A 14986-nucleotide genomic window follows, 5' to 3' on the forward strand; every position below is an offset into this window, starting at 1 on the left:
CATCCGAACGGGCGCAACGCGCATCCATGGCCGCGTCATCGTGCGGCCATGGACGGATCGCCGCTTCCGCGGTCCTCCTTGGTGCGCACGCCGCCACGCCGCGGCAGGCGCCGCACGCGGCGATTCCGTCAGCCAGGCGTGGGCTGGGTACGGCCGGCGATGCCCAGGCCGAGCAGGGCCATGAGCGCGGCGACGGCGAAGGTCGACAGATAGGCCGCCGCGGCCGAGTACGCCAGCAGTGTGGCGAACAGCGAACCGCCGACCGCCAGCGTGGTCGCCACCGCGATCGCCTCGCTCAACTGCAGCGCCGAACTGTTGCGGCCCTGCCGCGCCGGCGGCGACAGGGTCAGGGTCAGCACCGCCAGGGTCGGATAGATCAGTCCCATACCCAGGCCGGTGGCGGTCCAGCCGCCGATCGCCAGCGCGGCGGGCACCGCCGGCAGCAGTGCCAGCGTGGTGGTCGCGATGCCCAGCGCCATCAGCGTGCAGCCCAGGCGCAGCCGCCGCAGCCGGGTCGCGTCGCGGCCGTAGTGGCCCTGATACCAGGAGCCGGCGAACCAGCCCAACGCGCCGGCGCTCAGCGCCACGCCCGCCCACACCGGCGACAGCCCGCGTTCGCGCGACAGCAGCAGCGGCAGGAACGCCTCGCAGCCGAAGAATGCCGACCCGGCGATGCCACGCAGCGCGATCACGCTGGGCAGGCCGCGCGCGGCGCGTAGCGTGCCCGCAGGCAGCAGCCGCCAGGTGCACAGCACCAGCAGCGCCAATGCCGATGGCAACAGCAGTGCCGCCCACAGCCCGCGTTGCTGACCGCCCAGGTACAGCAGGCAGACGCCGGCCGCCGCGCCCAGCGACCACAGCCGCGCCGCGCCGCTGGCACCGTCCGTGCTGGCGGCGGGCGGCAGGCGCCGCAATGCCGGCCACAGCAGCGCCGCCGCCGGCAGCGCCAGCAGCGGCACCGCCAGGAACACCCAGCGCCAGCCGACGTGTTCGACGATCAGCCCGCTGATGCTGGGGCCGATCAGCGAGGGCACCACCCAGCCGGCGGAGAACGCGGCGAACATGCGCGGGCGGATCGCCTGCGGATACAGCCGCGCGACCAGCACGTACAGCACCACCGAGATCGCGCCGGCGCCCAGGCCCTGCACCAGCCGGCCGGCCAGCAGGACGTCCATCGACGGAGCGAAGCCGGCCAGCAACAGGCCGCACACGAAGCAGGCCAGGCCGGCCCACAGCGGCGCCGCCGGCCCGTGCAGGTCGCTCCAGCGCCCTGCCACGGTCATGCCGATCACGCTGGTGGCCAGGGTGCCGCCGAAGGCCAGCGCGTACAGCCGCAGGCCATCCAGTTCGCGCGCCACGGTCGGCATCGCCGCGGCCACCGCCAGCGCCTCGAAGGCGATCAGCGACACCAGCGCGACCATGCCGATGGTGGTGGCGCGATAGGCCGGCGCCAGCACGGAGCCGGCAGCGACAGGGGCGGGCGGAGCAGCGGCGGTGGTGGCGTGGTCTTGCATCGGGATACCTGGGAAAGCGGATGGACGGCTGCCGGTGGCGACTTGCGTGGCCGCCTGCAGGCCATGCAGCATGCAACCTCAACCGGACTCGAGGTCAAGCGATGCAGGAGGAACTGAGCGTGGGACAGGTGGCCGCCCGCAGCGGCGTGGCCGTGTCGGCGCTGCATTTCTACGAGAGCAAGGGCCTGATCCGCAGTATGCGCACCGCCGGCAACCAGCGCCGCTACACGCGCGACGTGCTGCGTCGGCTGGCAGTGATTCGCGTGGCGCAACGCGTCGGCGTGCCGCTGGACAGCGTCAAGGCCGCCTTCGCGCAGTTGCCCGACGCGCGCACCCCGACCCGCGCCGAGTGGGCACGGATGTCGGCGGTGTGGCGCGAGGAACTGGACGCACGCATCCTGCAGCTGACCCGCCTGCGCCACCAGCTCACCGACTGCATCGGCTGCGGCTGCCTGTCGCTGCGCCGCTGCCGGCTGAGCAACCCGGCCGACACCCTGGCCGCGCACGGCGACGGCCCGCAGCGCTGGGCGGAGGAGTGAGCGGCACGGCTGCACGCAGTCACCGCGTGTGGTGTTGGTTAGGTGGCCTGGTCTGGCCTCCGTAGGAGCGGCTTCAGCCGCGACGGGCATTACCGGTTACGCCCCGTCGCGGCTGATCCCAAACAGGGGACAAGAGCCGCCCCTACGACACGCGACTTGAACCCAGACGCTGTGGGAGGGACTTCAGTCCCGACGCGATGCCGGTGGATGTCGCGGCATTGCCGCTTGTGTGCGTTCGGATGATGGGAGGGTGATCGCCTTGAGCATGGCGCGAATGTGGGTCACGGGTACCGAACTTGTCGAGAATACTGGAGCCGTGCCGCTTCACCGTGCCCTTCAGCGGCGACGAGCGAAGATTATGACGCACCTGACGCTGCATGCAGTCGGGACTGAAGTCCCTCCCACAATGCGTATCCGATGATCACCTTGTTCGGTGTCCGTATGTCGGGGTGTCCTAGGAGCGGCTTCAGCCGCGACCGGGCCTTCCCGGTAATGCCCGGTCGCGGCTGAAGCCGCTCCTACAGATGGGACGGCGCACGTGGGACGGCGCGCGCAGAACGCTGCACGCGCTAGAAATTGCGGGTGAACCGCACCGTGCCGCTGCCGTCGGCGCTGCGCACCTGCACCACGAAGCGCAACTGGTCGTGGGCGCTGCTGCGCACGGTGCCGACGTAGTCGGTGTAGGCGTCGGTGCGGACCGCGCGCAGCGCCACCGGCTGGCGCTGGCCGCTGAGGTCGGTCGCCACCGCCTCCACCGTGCCCACCGCCGGCGCTTCCTCGCCACCGTGCAGGGTGCGCAGTGCGATCATCACCAGGGCGCTGTCGGCTTCGCGGGCGATGCCGTAGCGGCGCGCGACGTCTTCGCTCATCGCCAATGTGGGCAAGGCGTTGTAGTGCACGCGCAGCGCGCCGAAATCGGCCTGCGCCGGGGTGGCGGCGAGCAGTGTCGCCGGGCGTGGGGTGTCCTGGTCCGAGCAGGCGGCCAGGGCCAGGCACAGCAGCGCAGCGGGCAGGACACGCATCGGCGTTCTCCGGATCAGTCGTCGTTGGCGGCGGACAGGGCACGGCCGCGCGCGGCCGCCGCAGCGATCGCGGCTGCCGTCAGCGCCTCGAAGCCGCCGTGCTGGAAGGTCTCGATCGCGGCCTGGGTGGTGCCGTTGGGCGAGGTCACGCGGCGGCGCAGTTCGCTTGGTGCCTCGCCGGACTCGGTGAGCATGCGCGCCGCGCCGAGCACGGTCTGCAGGGTCAGGGTGCGCGCGGTGTCGGCGGGCAGGCCTTGCGCGATCCCGGCCGCTTCCATCGCCTCGGCGAGCAGGAAGACATAGGCAGGTCCGCTGCCGGAGACCGCGGTGACCGCATCGATCAGCGCTTCGTCCTCGACCCACACGGTGACGCCGGCCGCGGCCAGCACGCGCTCGGCGTGGGCGCGCTGGCCGGCATCGACGCCGACGCTGGCGAACAGGCCGGTGACGCCGGCGCCGAGCAGGGCTGGGGTGTTGGGCATCGCGCGGACCAGGGCGTGGCCGCCGCCGAGCCAGCGGTCCAGTTGCGCGGTGGTGATGCCGGCGGCGATGGACACCAGCAGCGGCCGTTGCGCCTGCGCCAGCGTGGCCAGTTCGCTGCAGACCCCGCGCAGCACCTGCGGCTTGACCGCGAACATCCACAGCGCCGCGTCGTCGGCGGCCTCGGCCGCGGAGGCGACCGCGTGGACGCCGTACTCGGCGGCCAGCGCCTCGCGCAGCGCCGCCACCGGCTCGGCCACGCGGATGCGGTGCGGATCGGTGCCTTGCCGGACCAGCCCGGCGATCAGGCTGCGCGCCATGTTGCCGCCGCCGATGAAGGCGATATCGGTCGCGTGGGAATCGGGGGAAGCGGAAGCCATGTGCGCACCGTCGCGAAGAGGGAGCGCCATGGTAGCGGCTGCGCCGCGCCGCGTTGCTGCGGTGCGGCGCGGCCCGGATCACGCTGCGGAAAAACGCGCCGGCCGCCATGCGGACCGGCGCGACGGACTCAGTTGGACTCGGTGAAGGTGATCGACGGCGTGCTGCCGCCGGCCGTCGAGCAGCTGCCCAGGTTGAGGTTGTTGGTCTCGCCGGTGCTGCCGGCGTTGGCCGCGCAGGTCGGGGCGGCGGTGGAGCCGTTGGTGGCGGCCACCTTCACCGTGATCGACGAGCCGGAGTTGAAGTTGGCGCTGGAACCGCCGGCGTTGCCGACCACGTTGAACTCGGCGTCCTTCCACACCGTGGCCAGCTTGACCACGCTGTCCTTGGCGCTGACGCTGTAGGCGGTGCCGTTGTTGGTGAAGGTGATGGTGTCGTTGCCGTTGGCGGTGGCCGAACCGGTCAGCTTGAGGTTGGCCAGCTGCGTGGCCGGCACGTCCGGCGCGCTGACCGCGTTGCTGTTGCGGTAGCAGTCCGAGCCGCCGCCGCTCATCCAGCCGCTCGGGCAGCTGCTGCCGTAGCCGATCAGCCAGTACTGCATGAACACCGCGGCCTGGCCCTGGGTCTCGTAGTCGGTGGCGTAGACGAACTGCTGCCACACGGTGCAGCCGGAGCGGCCGCCGCAGACGCTGGTGGTGGCGTCGTAGTTGGAGTTGATCTGCAGCGAATACTCGTTCGGGCCGAGGATGCCGCCGCCGCCGAAGGCCGCCACGCCGACGCCTTTCTCCGACGTCACGCCGGTGACCTGCGGGAAGCTGCCCACGGCCTTGCTGATCAGGGTGCTGGAGCGCAGCGCGTAGTCGTAGCCGTTGCCGGTGGTTTCGGTGGCGCCGAAGCGGATCTTGTGCGGGACCGGATGCAGGTGGCGCGTGAGGGTCTTGCAGACGTCCGTTTGCCACTGCGTGTCGGGGTAGCTGGCATGGAAGCAGCCTTCCGCCGGCGTCGGTTGATGCGCCATGGTTTCGCGCCAGGCGGTGCGCGCCTGGACTTCCGCCGGCGACATCATCGCTTCTTCGTTGGTCCAGGCCGGCGTCGCCGTCGGCGCGGCCATGGCCGCGGGGACGTGCAGCAGACCGATGAAGCAGGAAGCGAACAGCAATCGGGTGGATGCTTGCATCTGTGACCTCGTTCGAGCCGAGCGCATTCGGCGATGGACTGCGGAGGACCCGCGGTCGGCCGCCATGTGAAGCGAAGCGCCTGCGTCTGAAACGTGACTGAATTAACGGTTCGCAACCGTGTCGCATCGTTCAGGAAGCGCTGTCGGCGCGAACCTTTCATTCATCCTGAAACTCTATGGTTTTCAAACAGATCGGCTACGACAGAATTCCGATGTTGGTGAATCGTTTTTGAAGGTGTCGTAGACAAATCATCACGATGTCACGTGCGATGCGGTAATGCGGCGCGGCAGCAGCCGGTTCAGCCGGAAACGCGCGGGCGGCGCGCGCCGAACAGGGCCGTGCCGACCCGCACCATGGTGGCGCCGGCGGCGATGGCGTCGGCGAAGTCGCCGCTCATGCCCATCGACAAGGTGTCGACCTGCGGATGCGCGGCGCGCAGCCGCACGAACAAGGCATGCATGCGCGCGAATGCATCGATGCGGCGCTCGGCCTCCGGCCACGGCGCGGGAATGGCCATCAGCCCGCGCAGGGCCAGCGCCGGCTGTGCGGCGATGGCCGCGGCCAGGGTGTCCACGGCGTCGGGCTGGCAGCCATGCTTGCTGGCCTCGTCGTCGATGTTGACCTGGATCAACACGTTCAGCGGCGCGCGCGCCGGCGCAGCCGCACGGCCCTTGGCCAGGGCGGCGACCAGCTTGGGCCGGTCCACCGTCTGCACCCAGTCGAACAGCGTCGCCGCCTGTTCGGCCTTGTTCGACTGCAGGTGGCCGATCAGATGCCACTCCAGTCCGGCCTCGGCCAGCGCGGCGATCTTGGCCGCCGCTTCCTGCACGTAGTTCTCGCCGAAGGCGCGCTGTCCCTGTGCGGCCAGCGCCGCCACGGCCTCGGCCGGCTGGGTCTTGGACACCGCCAGCAAGTGCGCGTGCGGGCGCCCTGCGGCGTCGGCGGCGCGGTCCATGTCCAGGCGGATCTGTTGCAGCGGCGAGAGGGGCACAGGCGGCGTTCCGGCAAAGGGAAGGGCGCTATACTGCCGGCCGGGGAATCATCCTTCCAGTCGCAGCCCAAGGGGAAAAGCAGCGTATGGATATCGCTGAACTATTGGCGTTCTCGGTCAAGAACAAGGCGTCCGACCTGCACCTGTCCGCGGGCCTGCCGCCGATGATCCGGGTCGATGGCGACGTCCGCCGCATCAACATTCCGGCGCTGGACCACAAGCAGGTGCACGCGCTTGTCTACGACATCATGTCGGACAAGCAACGCCGCGACTACGAGGAATTTCTCGAGGTCGACTTCTCCTTCGAGATTCCCAGCCTGGCGCGCTTCCGCGTCAACGCGTTCAACCAGAACCGCGGCGCCGGCGCGGTGTTCCGCACCATTCCCTCGGAAGTGCTGACCCTGGAAGACCTCGGCTGCCCGCCGATCTTCCGCCAGCTGATCGACCAGCCGCAGGGCCTGATCCTGGTCACCGGGCCGACCGGCTCGGGCAAGTCGACCACGCTCGCCGGCATGATCGACTACATCAACAAGAACGAATACGGCCATATCCTCACCGTCGAGGATCCGATCGAATTCGTGCACACCTCGCAGAAGTGCCTGATCAACCAGCGCGAGGTGCACCGCGACACCCACGGCTTCAACGAGGCGCTGCGCTCGGCGCTGCGCGAAGACCCGGACATCATCCTGGTCGGCGAGTTGCGCGACCTGGAAACCATCCGGCTGGCGCTGACCGCGGCGGAGACCGGCCACCTGGTGTTCGGCACCCTGCACACCAGCTCGGCGGCCAAGACCATCGACCGCATCATCGACGTGTTCCCTGCCGGCGAGAAGCCGATGGTGCGCTCGATGCTGTCCGAATCGCTGCGCGCGGTGATCTCGCAGGCGCTGCTGAAGAAGGTCGGCGGCGGCCGCACCGCGGCCTGGGAGATCATGGTCGGCACCCCCGCCATCCGCAACCTGATCCGCGAGGACAAGGTGGCGCAGATGTACTCGGCGATCCAGACCGGCCAGCAGAACGGCATGCAGACCCTGGACCAGCACCTGCAGGACCTGGTCAAGCGCAGCCTGATCACCCGCAACCAGGCCCGCGAGTACGCCAAGGACAAGCGGTTGTTCGAGTAGCGGGGATTGGGGATTCGGGAGTGGGGATTCGCAAAGGCGGGTCTCTCCGATCCCAGGATCCCGCTGTGACCAATCCCCAATCCCGACTCCCCAATCCTGGCTCCGAAGGAGCACGCCATGAGCACCATCGACTTCACCTCCTTCCTGAAACTGATGGCGCACCAGAAGGCGTCGGACCTGTTCATCACCTCGGGCATGCCGCCGGCGATCAAGGTGCATGGCAAGATCACCCCGATCACGCAGACGCCGCTGACGCCGCAGCAGAGCCGCGACCTGGTGCTGAACGTGATGACGCCGTCGCAGCGCGAGGAGTTCGAGAAGACCCACGAGTGCAACTTCGCCATCGGCGTGGCCGGGGTCGGGCGCTTCCGCGTCAGTTGCTTCTACCAGCGCAACCAGGTCGGCATGGTGCTGCGCCGGATCGAGACGCGCATTCCCAGCGTGGACGAGCTGAACCTGCCGCCGGTGATCAAGACCCTGGCGATGACCAAGCGCGGCATCATCATCTTCGTCGGCGCCACCGGCACCGGCAAGTCGACCTCGCTGGCGGCGATGATCGGCTACCGCAACCAGAACTCCACCGGGCACATCATCACCATCGAGGACCCGATCGAGTTCGTGCACAAGCACGAGGGCTGCATCATCACCCAGCGCGAGGTCGGCATCGACACCGACAGCTGGGAGAACGCGCTGAAGAACACCCTGCGCCAGGCGCCGGACGTGATCATGATCGGCGAGGTGCGCACCCGCGAGGGCATGGACCACGCCATCTCCTTCGCCGAGACCGGCCACCTGGTGCTGTGCACCCTGCACGCCAACAACGCCAACCAGGCGATGGACCGCGTGATCAACTTCTTCCCCGAAGACCGCCGCAGCCAGTTGCTGATGGATCTGTCGCTGAACCTGCGCGGCGTGGTCGCGCAGCAGTTGATCCCGACCCCGGACGGCAAGGGCCGCCGCGTGGCCATGGAGATCATGCTCGGCACGCCGCTGGTGCAGGACTACATCCGCGAGGGCGAGATCCACAAGCTCAAGGACGTGATGAAGGAGTCCACCAACCTGGGCATGAAGACCTTCGACCAGAGCCTGTTCGAGCTGTACCAGGCCGGCGAGATCAGCTACGAGGATGCGCTGCGCCACGCCGATTCGCAGAACGAGGTGCGCCTGCGCATCAAGCTGGCCCAGGGCGGCGACGCGCGCACCCTGGCGCAGGGCCTGGACGGGGTCGAGATCGCCGAGGTGCGCTGAGCCGTCCGGCAGGCGCGCGCGTCGGCGCCCGGGGCGGTTGAGGGCCCCACCTCGCGGCGGCACGCTCGGCGTCGGTCACGGGTGTCGTGTTTCAGTCCAGCGTCTGCCTGCCGTCGATGGCGGACGCTTCAGCCGAAGGGAGAGAGCCGCGATGAACGACGTGCCTGAACTGCTCTGGTCGACCCAGCCGCATGCCGGCTACTACATCAACTCGGTGGCGGTGTCCGACGATGGCAATGTCATCGTCGCCGGCACCTTTTTCCACCAGTACGGCGGCTTGTCGCAGATTCCCGGGCTGGAGGCGGTGCCGGTCGAGCAACGCAAGATCTTCGAGCGCATCGCGCCTGCGGCCACCCGCAGCGACGTCGGCGGCAACCAGCAGGGATGCTTCGGCACCTATGCCTGGGATCGCGCCGGCAACCGTCTGCTGACGAAGGAGTTCGACGGCTGGCAGGGCGTGTACTGGGTCGACGTGGCGGCGGACGGTGGCACCATGGCCAGCTGCGGCTGGAAGAGCCAGTCGCCGTATGCGGGCTTCGTCGGTGCCTGGGCGGTTCCAGGCGGCGACGAGCTGCTGTCCTTTGCGCTCCCCGTCCGCGGCAACATGGTGGCGCTGGACGCGGGCGGACGGACCTTGCTGGCCGGCGCCGAGCAGGGCTATCTGTTCTATCGCGAGGGCGATGCGGCGTTCTCCGCCACGCCCGCGTGCATCGCGCTGACCGCCGGGGGCACCGGCGACAGCGCCGACAGCGTCATCGCCACCGGCATCGCCGCCGATGGCACGGTCGGGCTGGTGGCCAGCGCGCAGGGCGAGATCATCCTGTTCCCGATCGCCGCGGGACAACCGGGGACGCTGACGCGATGGCAATTGCCCAAGCAGGCCCGCGTGCATGCCGCGGCGCTGTCGGGCGATGGGCGCCGGGCCTATGCCGGTGCCAGCGACGGCACGCTGTACGCGTTCGACGTGGCGGCGTTCCAGAGAACCCCTGGGCCCGCCTGGACCCAGACGGTGCCCGAAGGCGCCACGACCATCTACGGGGTGGCCTGCGATCGCGCCGGCGACAAGGTCGCGATCGCCGGCAATCTCACCGGCGGTGGCGTCGTTGCCGTGTACGCCGATGCGGGCACCGCCGCGACGCTGCAGTGGACCGCGCACAGCGCGCACTCGCCCAACGACCTGGCGTTCGACCCGGACGGACAATGGCTGGGGCTGGCCGATGGCCATCCCGACGGGACGCCCGGCGCGTTCACCCTCTGGAACGCGGGCGACGGCACCCAGCAATGGTCCTATGGCACGGACAACATGAGCTGGCCGATCCGTCTGAACAGCGGTGCCACGGTGGTGGTGGGCGGCAGCGACGACAGCACGGTCACCGCCTTCGTCGGCCCCGGTTCGGCCATCGGCCGTGGCCGCGCGGAGTCGGATGGATGACAGGCAGGGACGCCGAGGCGCCGTTTCGCACGCGCGCCGCGGCGCCGCGCCGCCCTGGCGCGCTGGTGCTGCTGTCGGCGGTACTGGTGGTGGCGTGGCTGGCGGTCTTCGAGTTGGCGCGGGTGTTGGGTTATCAGCCGCACACCAGCCTGTGGTTCCCGCCGGTCGCGGTGACGCTGGCCACGTTCATGGTGTTGGGCTGGCGCGGCGCGCCGGCGATCGCCATGGCCTGCGTGCTGGCCACGCTGCTCAGTTTCTATCGCGCGAGCGACCACGCGGCCGTCCCCGACCGTGCGGTGCTGGCCTATGCGCTGCTGTTCACCGCGCAACAGTTCTGCATCTGGGGTGGGCTGGCCTGGCTGCTGCGCCGGGTCGGCCGTGGCGCGTCCTCGACCAGCCTGCCGCGCGTGGTCACCTCCTTCATCCTGGGCGGCGGCGTGGCGGCGCTGCTGTCCGCCTGTCTGGGCGGGGCCGGGCTGGCCGTCACTGGCGCCATCGATCTGCCGACCCTGCTTGCCCAGTCGATCCCGTGGGCGATCGGCGACTACGCCGGCCTGCTGGCGCTCGGCCCGCTGGCGATCGTCGCGGTGCTGCGCCTGGCCGAGGCGCTGCGGATCGTGCCGCAGCCGGGCATCCCGCGCTTCTCGGGGATGATCGCGCCCACCGGCAGCGTCTCGGGCTATCTGGTCAAGCTGGCGCTGCTGCTCGGCGTCACCCTGGCGGTGATGGGGCTGGCGGCTGCGTTGCCGCGGCAGCCGGCGGTGGTGTTCGCGCTGTTCGTGGTGGTGGTGATCCAGTTGTGGATCGTGCATACCCACGGGATGCTGCAGGCGCTGGTGGCGATCGCCGCCTTCAGCCTGCTGATCGCCCTGGCCACGCCCTTGCTGCGGCTCGAGGCGCAGGCGCTGGCGCTGCAGTTCGCCATGATCAGCCTGGCGGCGAACAGCTACTTCGGACTCGCGGTCCCGGGGCTCTACGCCGACAACACGCGGCTGCGCCATGCGCTGGTACGCGATCCGGTGACCGGGGCGCTGTCGCGGACCGGATTCCTGGAGCAGGTACTCAACGATCTGCAAGTGGCCGCGCAGGACCCGCGTCCGCTGGCGGTGATCGTCGCCGACATGGACAACCTCAAGGCGATCAACGACCAGTTCGGACATGCCGCCGGCGATGCCGCCCTGCGCGCCTTCGTCAAGCGCTGCCGGCGCTGCCTGCGGCCGGGCCAGCTGCTGGGGCGTCGCGGGGGCGACGAATTCGCGCTGTACCTGCCGCTGACCACGCCGGAGCGGGCGTACGCGCTGATCGACGCGCTGCGCGCGGCGCTGGCCAAACCCGGCGACGACGATGGCTTCGCGACCGCCCTGTCGGCCAGCTTCGGCCTGGCGCTGTGCAGCCTGCGGGATCTGGATGCGGAAGCGCTGGAGGAACTGCTCGCACGCGCGGATGCGGAGATGTACGCGGACAAGCGGCAGCGCCGCGCCGTGGCGGTGCGATGAGGGTTCCGCTTAGAAGGTGCTCCGGCAGGGGCGGATGAGGGGTGGGGTGAGGTCTCGTGGTCTTGGTTCTGCGGGACGCATTCGCGCCGTGCCCTCACCCCACCCCCTCTCCCGACGGGAGAGGGGCTTTGCTCTTCCTTCTCCCACCGGGAGAAGGTGCCCCGAAGGGGCGGATGAGGGTGCGGTAAGCCAGAATGCCACCATGCAAACAGACAACCCCTACGCCGCTCCCGTCGCCACGCTGCCCGACACCGAGAGCGCTGCGGCAACCGCCGACCCGCTGTCCATGTTGTTCGCGCCCTCGACGGCCAAGCTGGCGTTGCTGTGCGCGACCAGCTTCGGCTGGTATGCGCTGTACTGGTTCTACCGCAACTGGCGCGCCTTGCGCCTGCTGTCCGGGCGCCGGCGCATCTCGCCGGTGTGGCGTTCGGTGTTCTCGTTGATCTGGGTGTTCGCCTGCTTTCGCGCGCTTGAACGCACCATCGGCGCGCAGCGCGGCGTGCTGGTCGGCTGGCTCGGGCCAGCGTTGGCCTATGTCTGCCTGAGCCTGCTGGGCGCGTGGCCGTCGGCGCTGTCGCTGTTGACGCTGCTGACGTGGACGCCGCTCCTGCTGGTCAACCAGCGCCTGGCGCGGTTCAAGCAGGCGCGCGGCCTGCCGCGCAGCGCCGCCGAACGCTTCACTGCCTGGACGTGGACGTGGCTGGCCATCGCCGGGCCGGTGGCGCTGCTGGTGGTGGTGGGAATGGTGATGGCGATCGTGGGGTCGCCGCATCACATTGAGGTCGACTTGCCGGCTCGCTAGGACGGCAGTGGGCCGGCGAGGGCTGGCTGCGCGTTCGTCCATTCCTCTGCACGCATGCAGGTCGCCACCAAAGTTTCATGTGCAACCACTGCCTGGCTGGTGTCTAATACCGCCCCCCACGCTGTGCCCCTCCCGTGAGCCTTCCCGATTCCGATCTGCGTCCGGACCTGGACCCATTGCCCGACGACGGCACCGTCGTCACCGCCGGACCGCTGACGCCGCCGCCGGATTCGGCCGGCACCGTGCAGGATGCGCGCGCGCTGCGCCACAGCGTGGCCGAGGACGTGCAGGGCATGCTGCTGGCGACCCTGGTGGCCTCGCTGGGGCTGGCGGTGTTCGCCCATGGCGGCCTGATGATCGGCGGCATGGCCGGCGTGGCGTTCCTGCTGCACTACGCGCTGGGCTGGAACTTCGGCCTGATGTTCGTGCTGGTCAACCTGCCGTTCTATTGGCTGGCGGTGCGGCGCATGGGCTGGGAATTCACCCTCAAGACGTTCGTCGCGGTCGCCGCCTGCGGCCTGCTGACCGATCTGCTGCCGCGCTGGGCGCAGTGGGCGAGGATGACGCCGTTGTTCTCTGCGCTGGTCGGCGGCGCGCTGGTCGGGCTCGGCATCCTGTTCTTCATCCGCCACCGCGCCAGCCTGGGCGGCGTCGGTATCCTCGCGGTCTACCTGCAGCGCAGCCGCGGCTGGAGCGCGGGCAAGGTGCAGATGAGCTTCGACGCGGCGCTGATGGCGGTGGCGTTCTGGCTGCTGGCGCCGCAGCAGGTGCTGTACTCGGCGATCGGCGCAGTGGTGCTGAGCCTGGTGCTGATGTTCAACCATCGCGCCGGGCGCTACATGGGCGTGTGAGTCCAACGCCGGTCGCCGTCGCGCGATCGGCGACGTGCGCATCGTCGCATGCGCGTCTTGCTTTCGGATGCGGGCAAGCGTCGCGACATCGCGCGATCTGCACGCACCGCATCTGGTTCCGCATGACATGCGTGCACTGCCTGCAGGCCAACGACGCACTGTCGCGCCGTGCTGCGCGCGACAGCCGCCGCGCCGTACGGCAACTGTCTACGGAATCTCCGCGGTGTCTACGGAATTGTCTTGCTGTCCAAGTGTGACGCAGCGCATGCTGCTGTCGAAGAAAGGGTGAGTGCGCACAGACGGCGCATGCGATCGCGGGGAGCGCGATCCACCTGCACGACATGACCACGATGTTCGACGCCGCGCCTGCGCGGCGGCGCGGTGCCGCCTGTCCGGTGCACTGCGGCGGATGCCGGCGCCTACAGCTTTTCCACGGAACGAGGACAGTGCGATGAAACGTGCGATGGGATTCGCGGCATTGGTCTGTGTGGTGGTCGCGGCATGTTCTGCCGTGAATCCAGGGTCCGGGCCGAAGCCCGGCAGCGGTGTCGGTACGCCCACGCCGGGGCCCGCGCCAGGGCCGGCGCCGAGCGCAGCGGCGTGCGCGCCACCGGCGGCGCCAGCGCCCTCATGGTTCCCACATGCGCAGACGCCGGCACCGGATTCGGCGGGCTTCCAGTCCAGCAGCAACTGCGCCTTCCATCAGTGGTCGTGGAACGCCTTCCTGTGGCTGACCCAGGACGTGGGCGGGCAGCTGCGTTTCCTGACCATGCCCAGCGACGGCATCGGCGGCGTCGCCGACGGCGTGCTCGATCCGTTGATCGGCCGCTCGCAGCAGGCGCGCACGGTGGAGCTGATCGATCAGGCAGGCCCGGATGGCGTGCTGGTGGACCGGCATGGGCGCGCGGTCTATTACTCGATCCATTCCAACGACGTGTTCGGCCAGTTCATGGCCAGCAATCACCTGCAGGATCCCAAGGCGTTGCGTGCCTTCGATCCGAAGACGCCCTTTCCGGTCGGCAGCATGACCCTGAAGGCGGCATGGAAGGTGGTGCAGCCGGGCGAGGACGTGTCCACGTTCTATACCCGGCAGGCCACGATCGCCAAGCTGGGCATGCGCAAGGGCAAGCTCGTCGCCACCAGCGATACCGAAACCCAGACCGTGGCGCTGGTCGGCTTCCACATCGGCGGCACGGTCAACGGCCATCCGGAGATGATCTGGGCCACGTTCGAGCACCAGGACAACGCGCCGGACCTGCCGAAGCCGGCGGAGGAGATGCTGCCCAACGACGTCGTTTCCGCAAAGGACTGGACGTTCTACCAGGCAGGCACGCCGATGAAGCAATGCAACGTCAACGCGGCCGGTGCTGGTGCGCTGACCTTGAACGCGCAGACGCAGACCCTGAGCCCGGTCACGCAGGTGTGCCGCATGGTGCCGTTTGGTGGGCAGAAGCCGTGCCCGAGTGGTCAGGACTGCAACATCGCCAACATCCAGTCGATCAACGCGTCGGTGCAGGGCCAGTTGAACGACGTGTGGAAGAACTACTTCGAGGTCGGCGCGATCTGGTTCGTCGCCGAGGATGCGTTGGCGCCCAACTGCACGTTCCAACCGGGTTCGGCCCTGGAATGCATTCCCACGCCGACACCCGCAGGTGCGCCGCCGCTGCTCACCGGCTCGATCAAGTTGTCCAATTCCACCATCGAGACCTTCACCCAGGTGCAGAGCACGCAGAACAACTGCTTCGCCTGCCACAACACCACCCAGGTGATCTCGCCCGATCCGCGCGCGCAGTCGTTGCCGGGGCTGAACGTCAACATCAGCCACGTGGTGATCAACGACTACTTCCAGGCGCAGTTGCCGCAGAAGGCACCGCCAGCGGCGCGGCCGGCCACGCCGCGCTGAGGCGCGTCCCTCTCACCCGGATCAGGAG

The 14986-nt window shown here is 69.4% G+C and carries 13 protein-coding genes; 8 read left to right on the forward strand and 5 right to left on the reverse strand.

The annotated features are described in order from the left end of the window. Positions 1–128: 128 nt before the first annotated feature. Positions 129–1514 (reverse strand): MFS transporter, encoded by a 1386-nt coding sequence (locus AC1PK7_RS06940; RefSeq protein ID WP_481100299.1) that lies wholly within the window; start codon positions 1512–1514, stop codon positions 129–131. A 101-nt stretch (positions 1515–1615) separates the two neighbouring features. Here AC1PK7_RS06940 and soxR point away from each other — a divergent pair, with 101 nt between their 5' ends. Beyond that, the gene (gene soxR, locus AC1PK7_RS06945; protein WP_010344143.1) at positions 1616–2053 is read left to right on the forward strand and encodes a redox-sensitive transcriptional activator SoxR; all 438 of its coding nucleotides are present in this window, start codon (positions 1616–1618) and stop codon (positions 2051–2053) included. Positions 2054–2622: 569 nt separating this feature from the next. On the opposite strand, the gene AC1PK7_RS06950 is transcribed toward soxR, so the two are convergent. The 4 genes from AC1PK7_RS06950 to AC1PK7_RS06965 form a co-directional block, all read right to left on the reverse strand. Then, on the reverse strand, positions 2623–3075 hold the full coding sequence (locus AC1PK7_RS06950; protein ID WP_420009367.1) for a DUF4426 domain-containing protein: 453 nt from the start codon (positions 3073–3075) through the stop codon (positions 2623–2625). A gap of 14 nt (positions 3076–3089) precedes the next feature. Further along, positions 3090–3935 (reverse strand): pyrroline-5-carboxylate reductase, encoded by an 846-nt coding sequence (gene proC, locus AC1PK7_RS06955; protein ID WP_481100300.1) that lies wholly within the window; start codon positions 3933–3935, stop codon positions 3090–3092. A 128-nt stretch (positions 3936–4063) separates the two neighbouring features. After that, a complete protein-coding gene (locus AC1PK7_RS06960; RefSeq protein ID WP_010344140.1) occupies positions 4064–5092 on the reverse strand; it encodes a hypothetical protein in 1029 nt (342 codons plus the stop codon). 317 nt (positions 5093–5409) lie between these two features. Further along, positions 5410–6066 carry a YggS family pyridoxal phosphate-dependent enzyme gene (locus tag AC1PK7_RS06965; protein ID WP_481100856.1) on the reverse strand — a complete coding sequence of 219 codons (657 nt, stop codon included), beginning with the start codon at positions 6064–6066 and terminating at the stop codon, positions 5410–5412. Positions 6067–6188: 122 nt separating this feature from the next. Between AC1PK7_RS06965 and AC1PK7_RS06970 the strand changes: the two genes are divergently transcribed. The 7 genes from AC1PK7_RS06970 to AC1PK7_RS07000 all read left to right on the forward strand — a co-directional run bounded on the left by AC1PK7_RS06970 (position 6189) and on the right by AC1PK7_RS07000 (position 14958). Next, a complete protein-coding gene (locus tag AC1PK7_RS06970; protein WP_010344138.1) occupies positions 6189–7226 on the forward strand; it encodes a type IV pilus twitching motility protein PilT in 1038 nt (345 codons plus the stop codon). Positions 7227–7343: 117 nt separating this feature from the next. Beyond that, the gene (locus tag AC1PK7_RS06975; RefSeq protein ID WP_209029708.1) at positions 7344–8474 is read left to right on the forward strand and encodes a PilT/PilU family type 4a pilus ATPase; all 1131 of its coding nucleotides are present in this window, start codon (positions 7344–7346) and stop codon (positions 8472–8474) included. 151 nt (positions 8475–8625) lie between these two features. Further along, positions 8626–9906 (forward strand): WD40 repeat domain-containing protein, encoded by a 1281-nt coding sequence (locus tag AC1PK7_RS06980; protein ID WP_481100301.1) that lies wholly within the window; start codon positions 8626–8628, stop codon positions 9904–9906. Beyond that, a complete protein-coding gene (locus tag AC1PK7_RS06985) occupies positions 9903–11402 on the forward strand; it encodes a GGDEF domain-containing protein (protein ID WP_481100302.1) in 1500 nt (499 codons plus the stop codon). The genes AC1PK7_RS06980 and AC1PK7_RS06985 overlap by 4 nt, the downstream gene beginning before the upstream one ends. Before the next feature lie 202 nt (positions 11403–11604). Further along, positions 11605–12204, forward strand: coding sequence for an MFS transporter permease (locus AC1PK7_RS06990; protein ID WP_481100303.1), 600 nt, complete (start codon positions 11605–11607; stop codon positions 12202–12204). 176 nt (positions 12205–12380) lie between these two features. Further along, the gene (locus AC1PK7_RS06995; RefSeq protein ID WP_244667209.1) at positions 12381–13055 is read left to right on the forward strand and encodes a YitT family protein; all 675 of its coding nucleotides are present in this window, start codon (positions 12381–12383) and stop codon (positions 13053–13055) included. 511 nt (positions 13056–13566) lie between these two features. Then, positions 13567–14958 (forward strand): hypothetical protein, encoded by a 1392-nt coding sequence (locus tag AC1PK7_RS07000; RefSeq protein WP_481100304.1) that lies wholly within the window; start codon positions 13567–13569, stop codon positions 14956–14958. The last annotated feature ends 28 nt before the right edge of the window (positions 14959–14986 follow it).

This window comes from Xanthomonas sp. NCPPB 3174 (assembly GCF_056725205.1).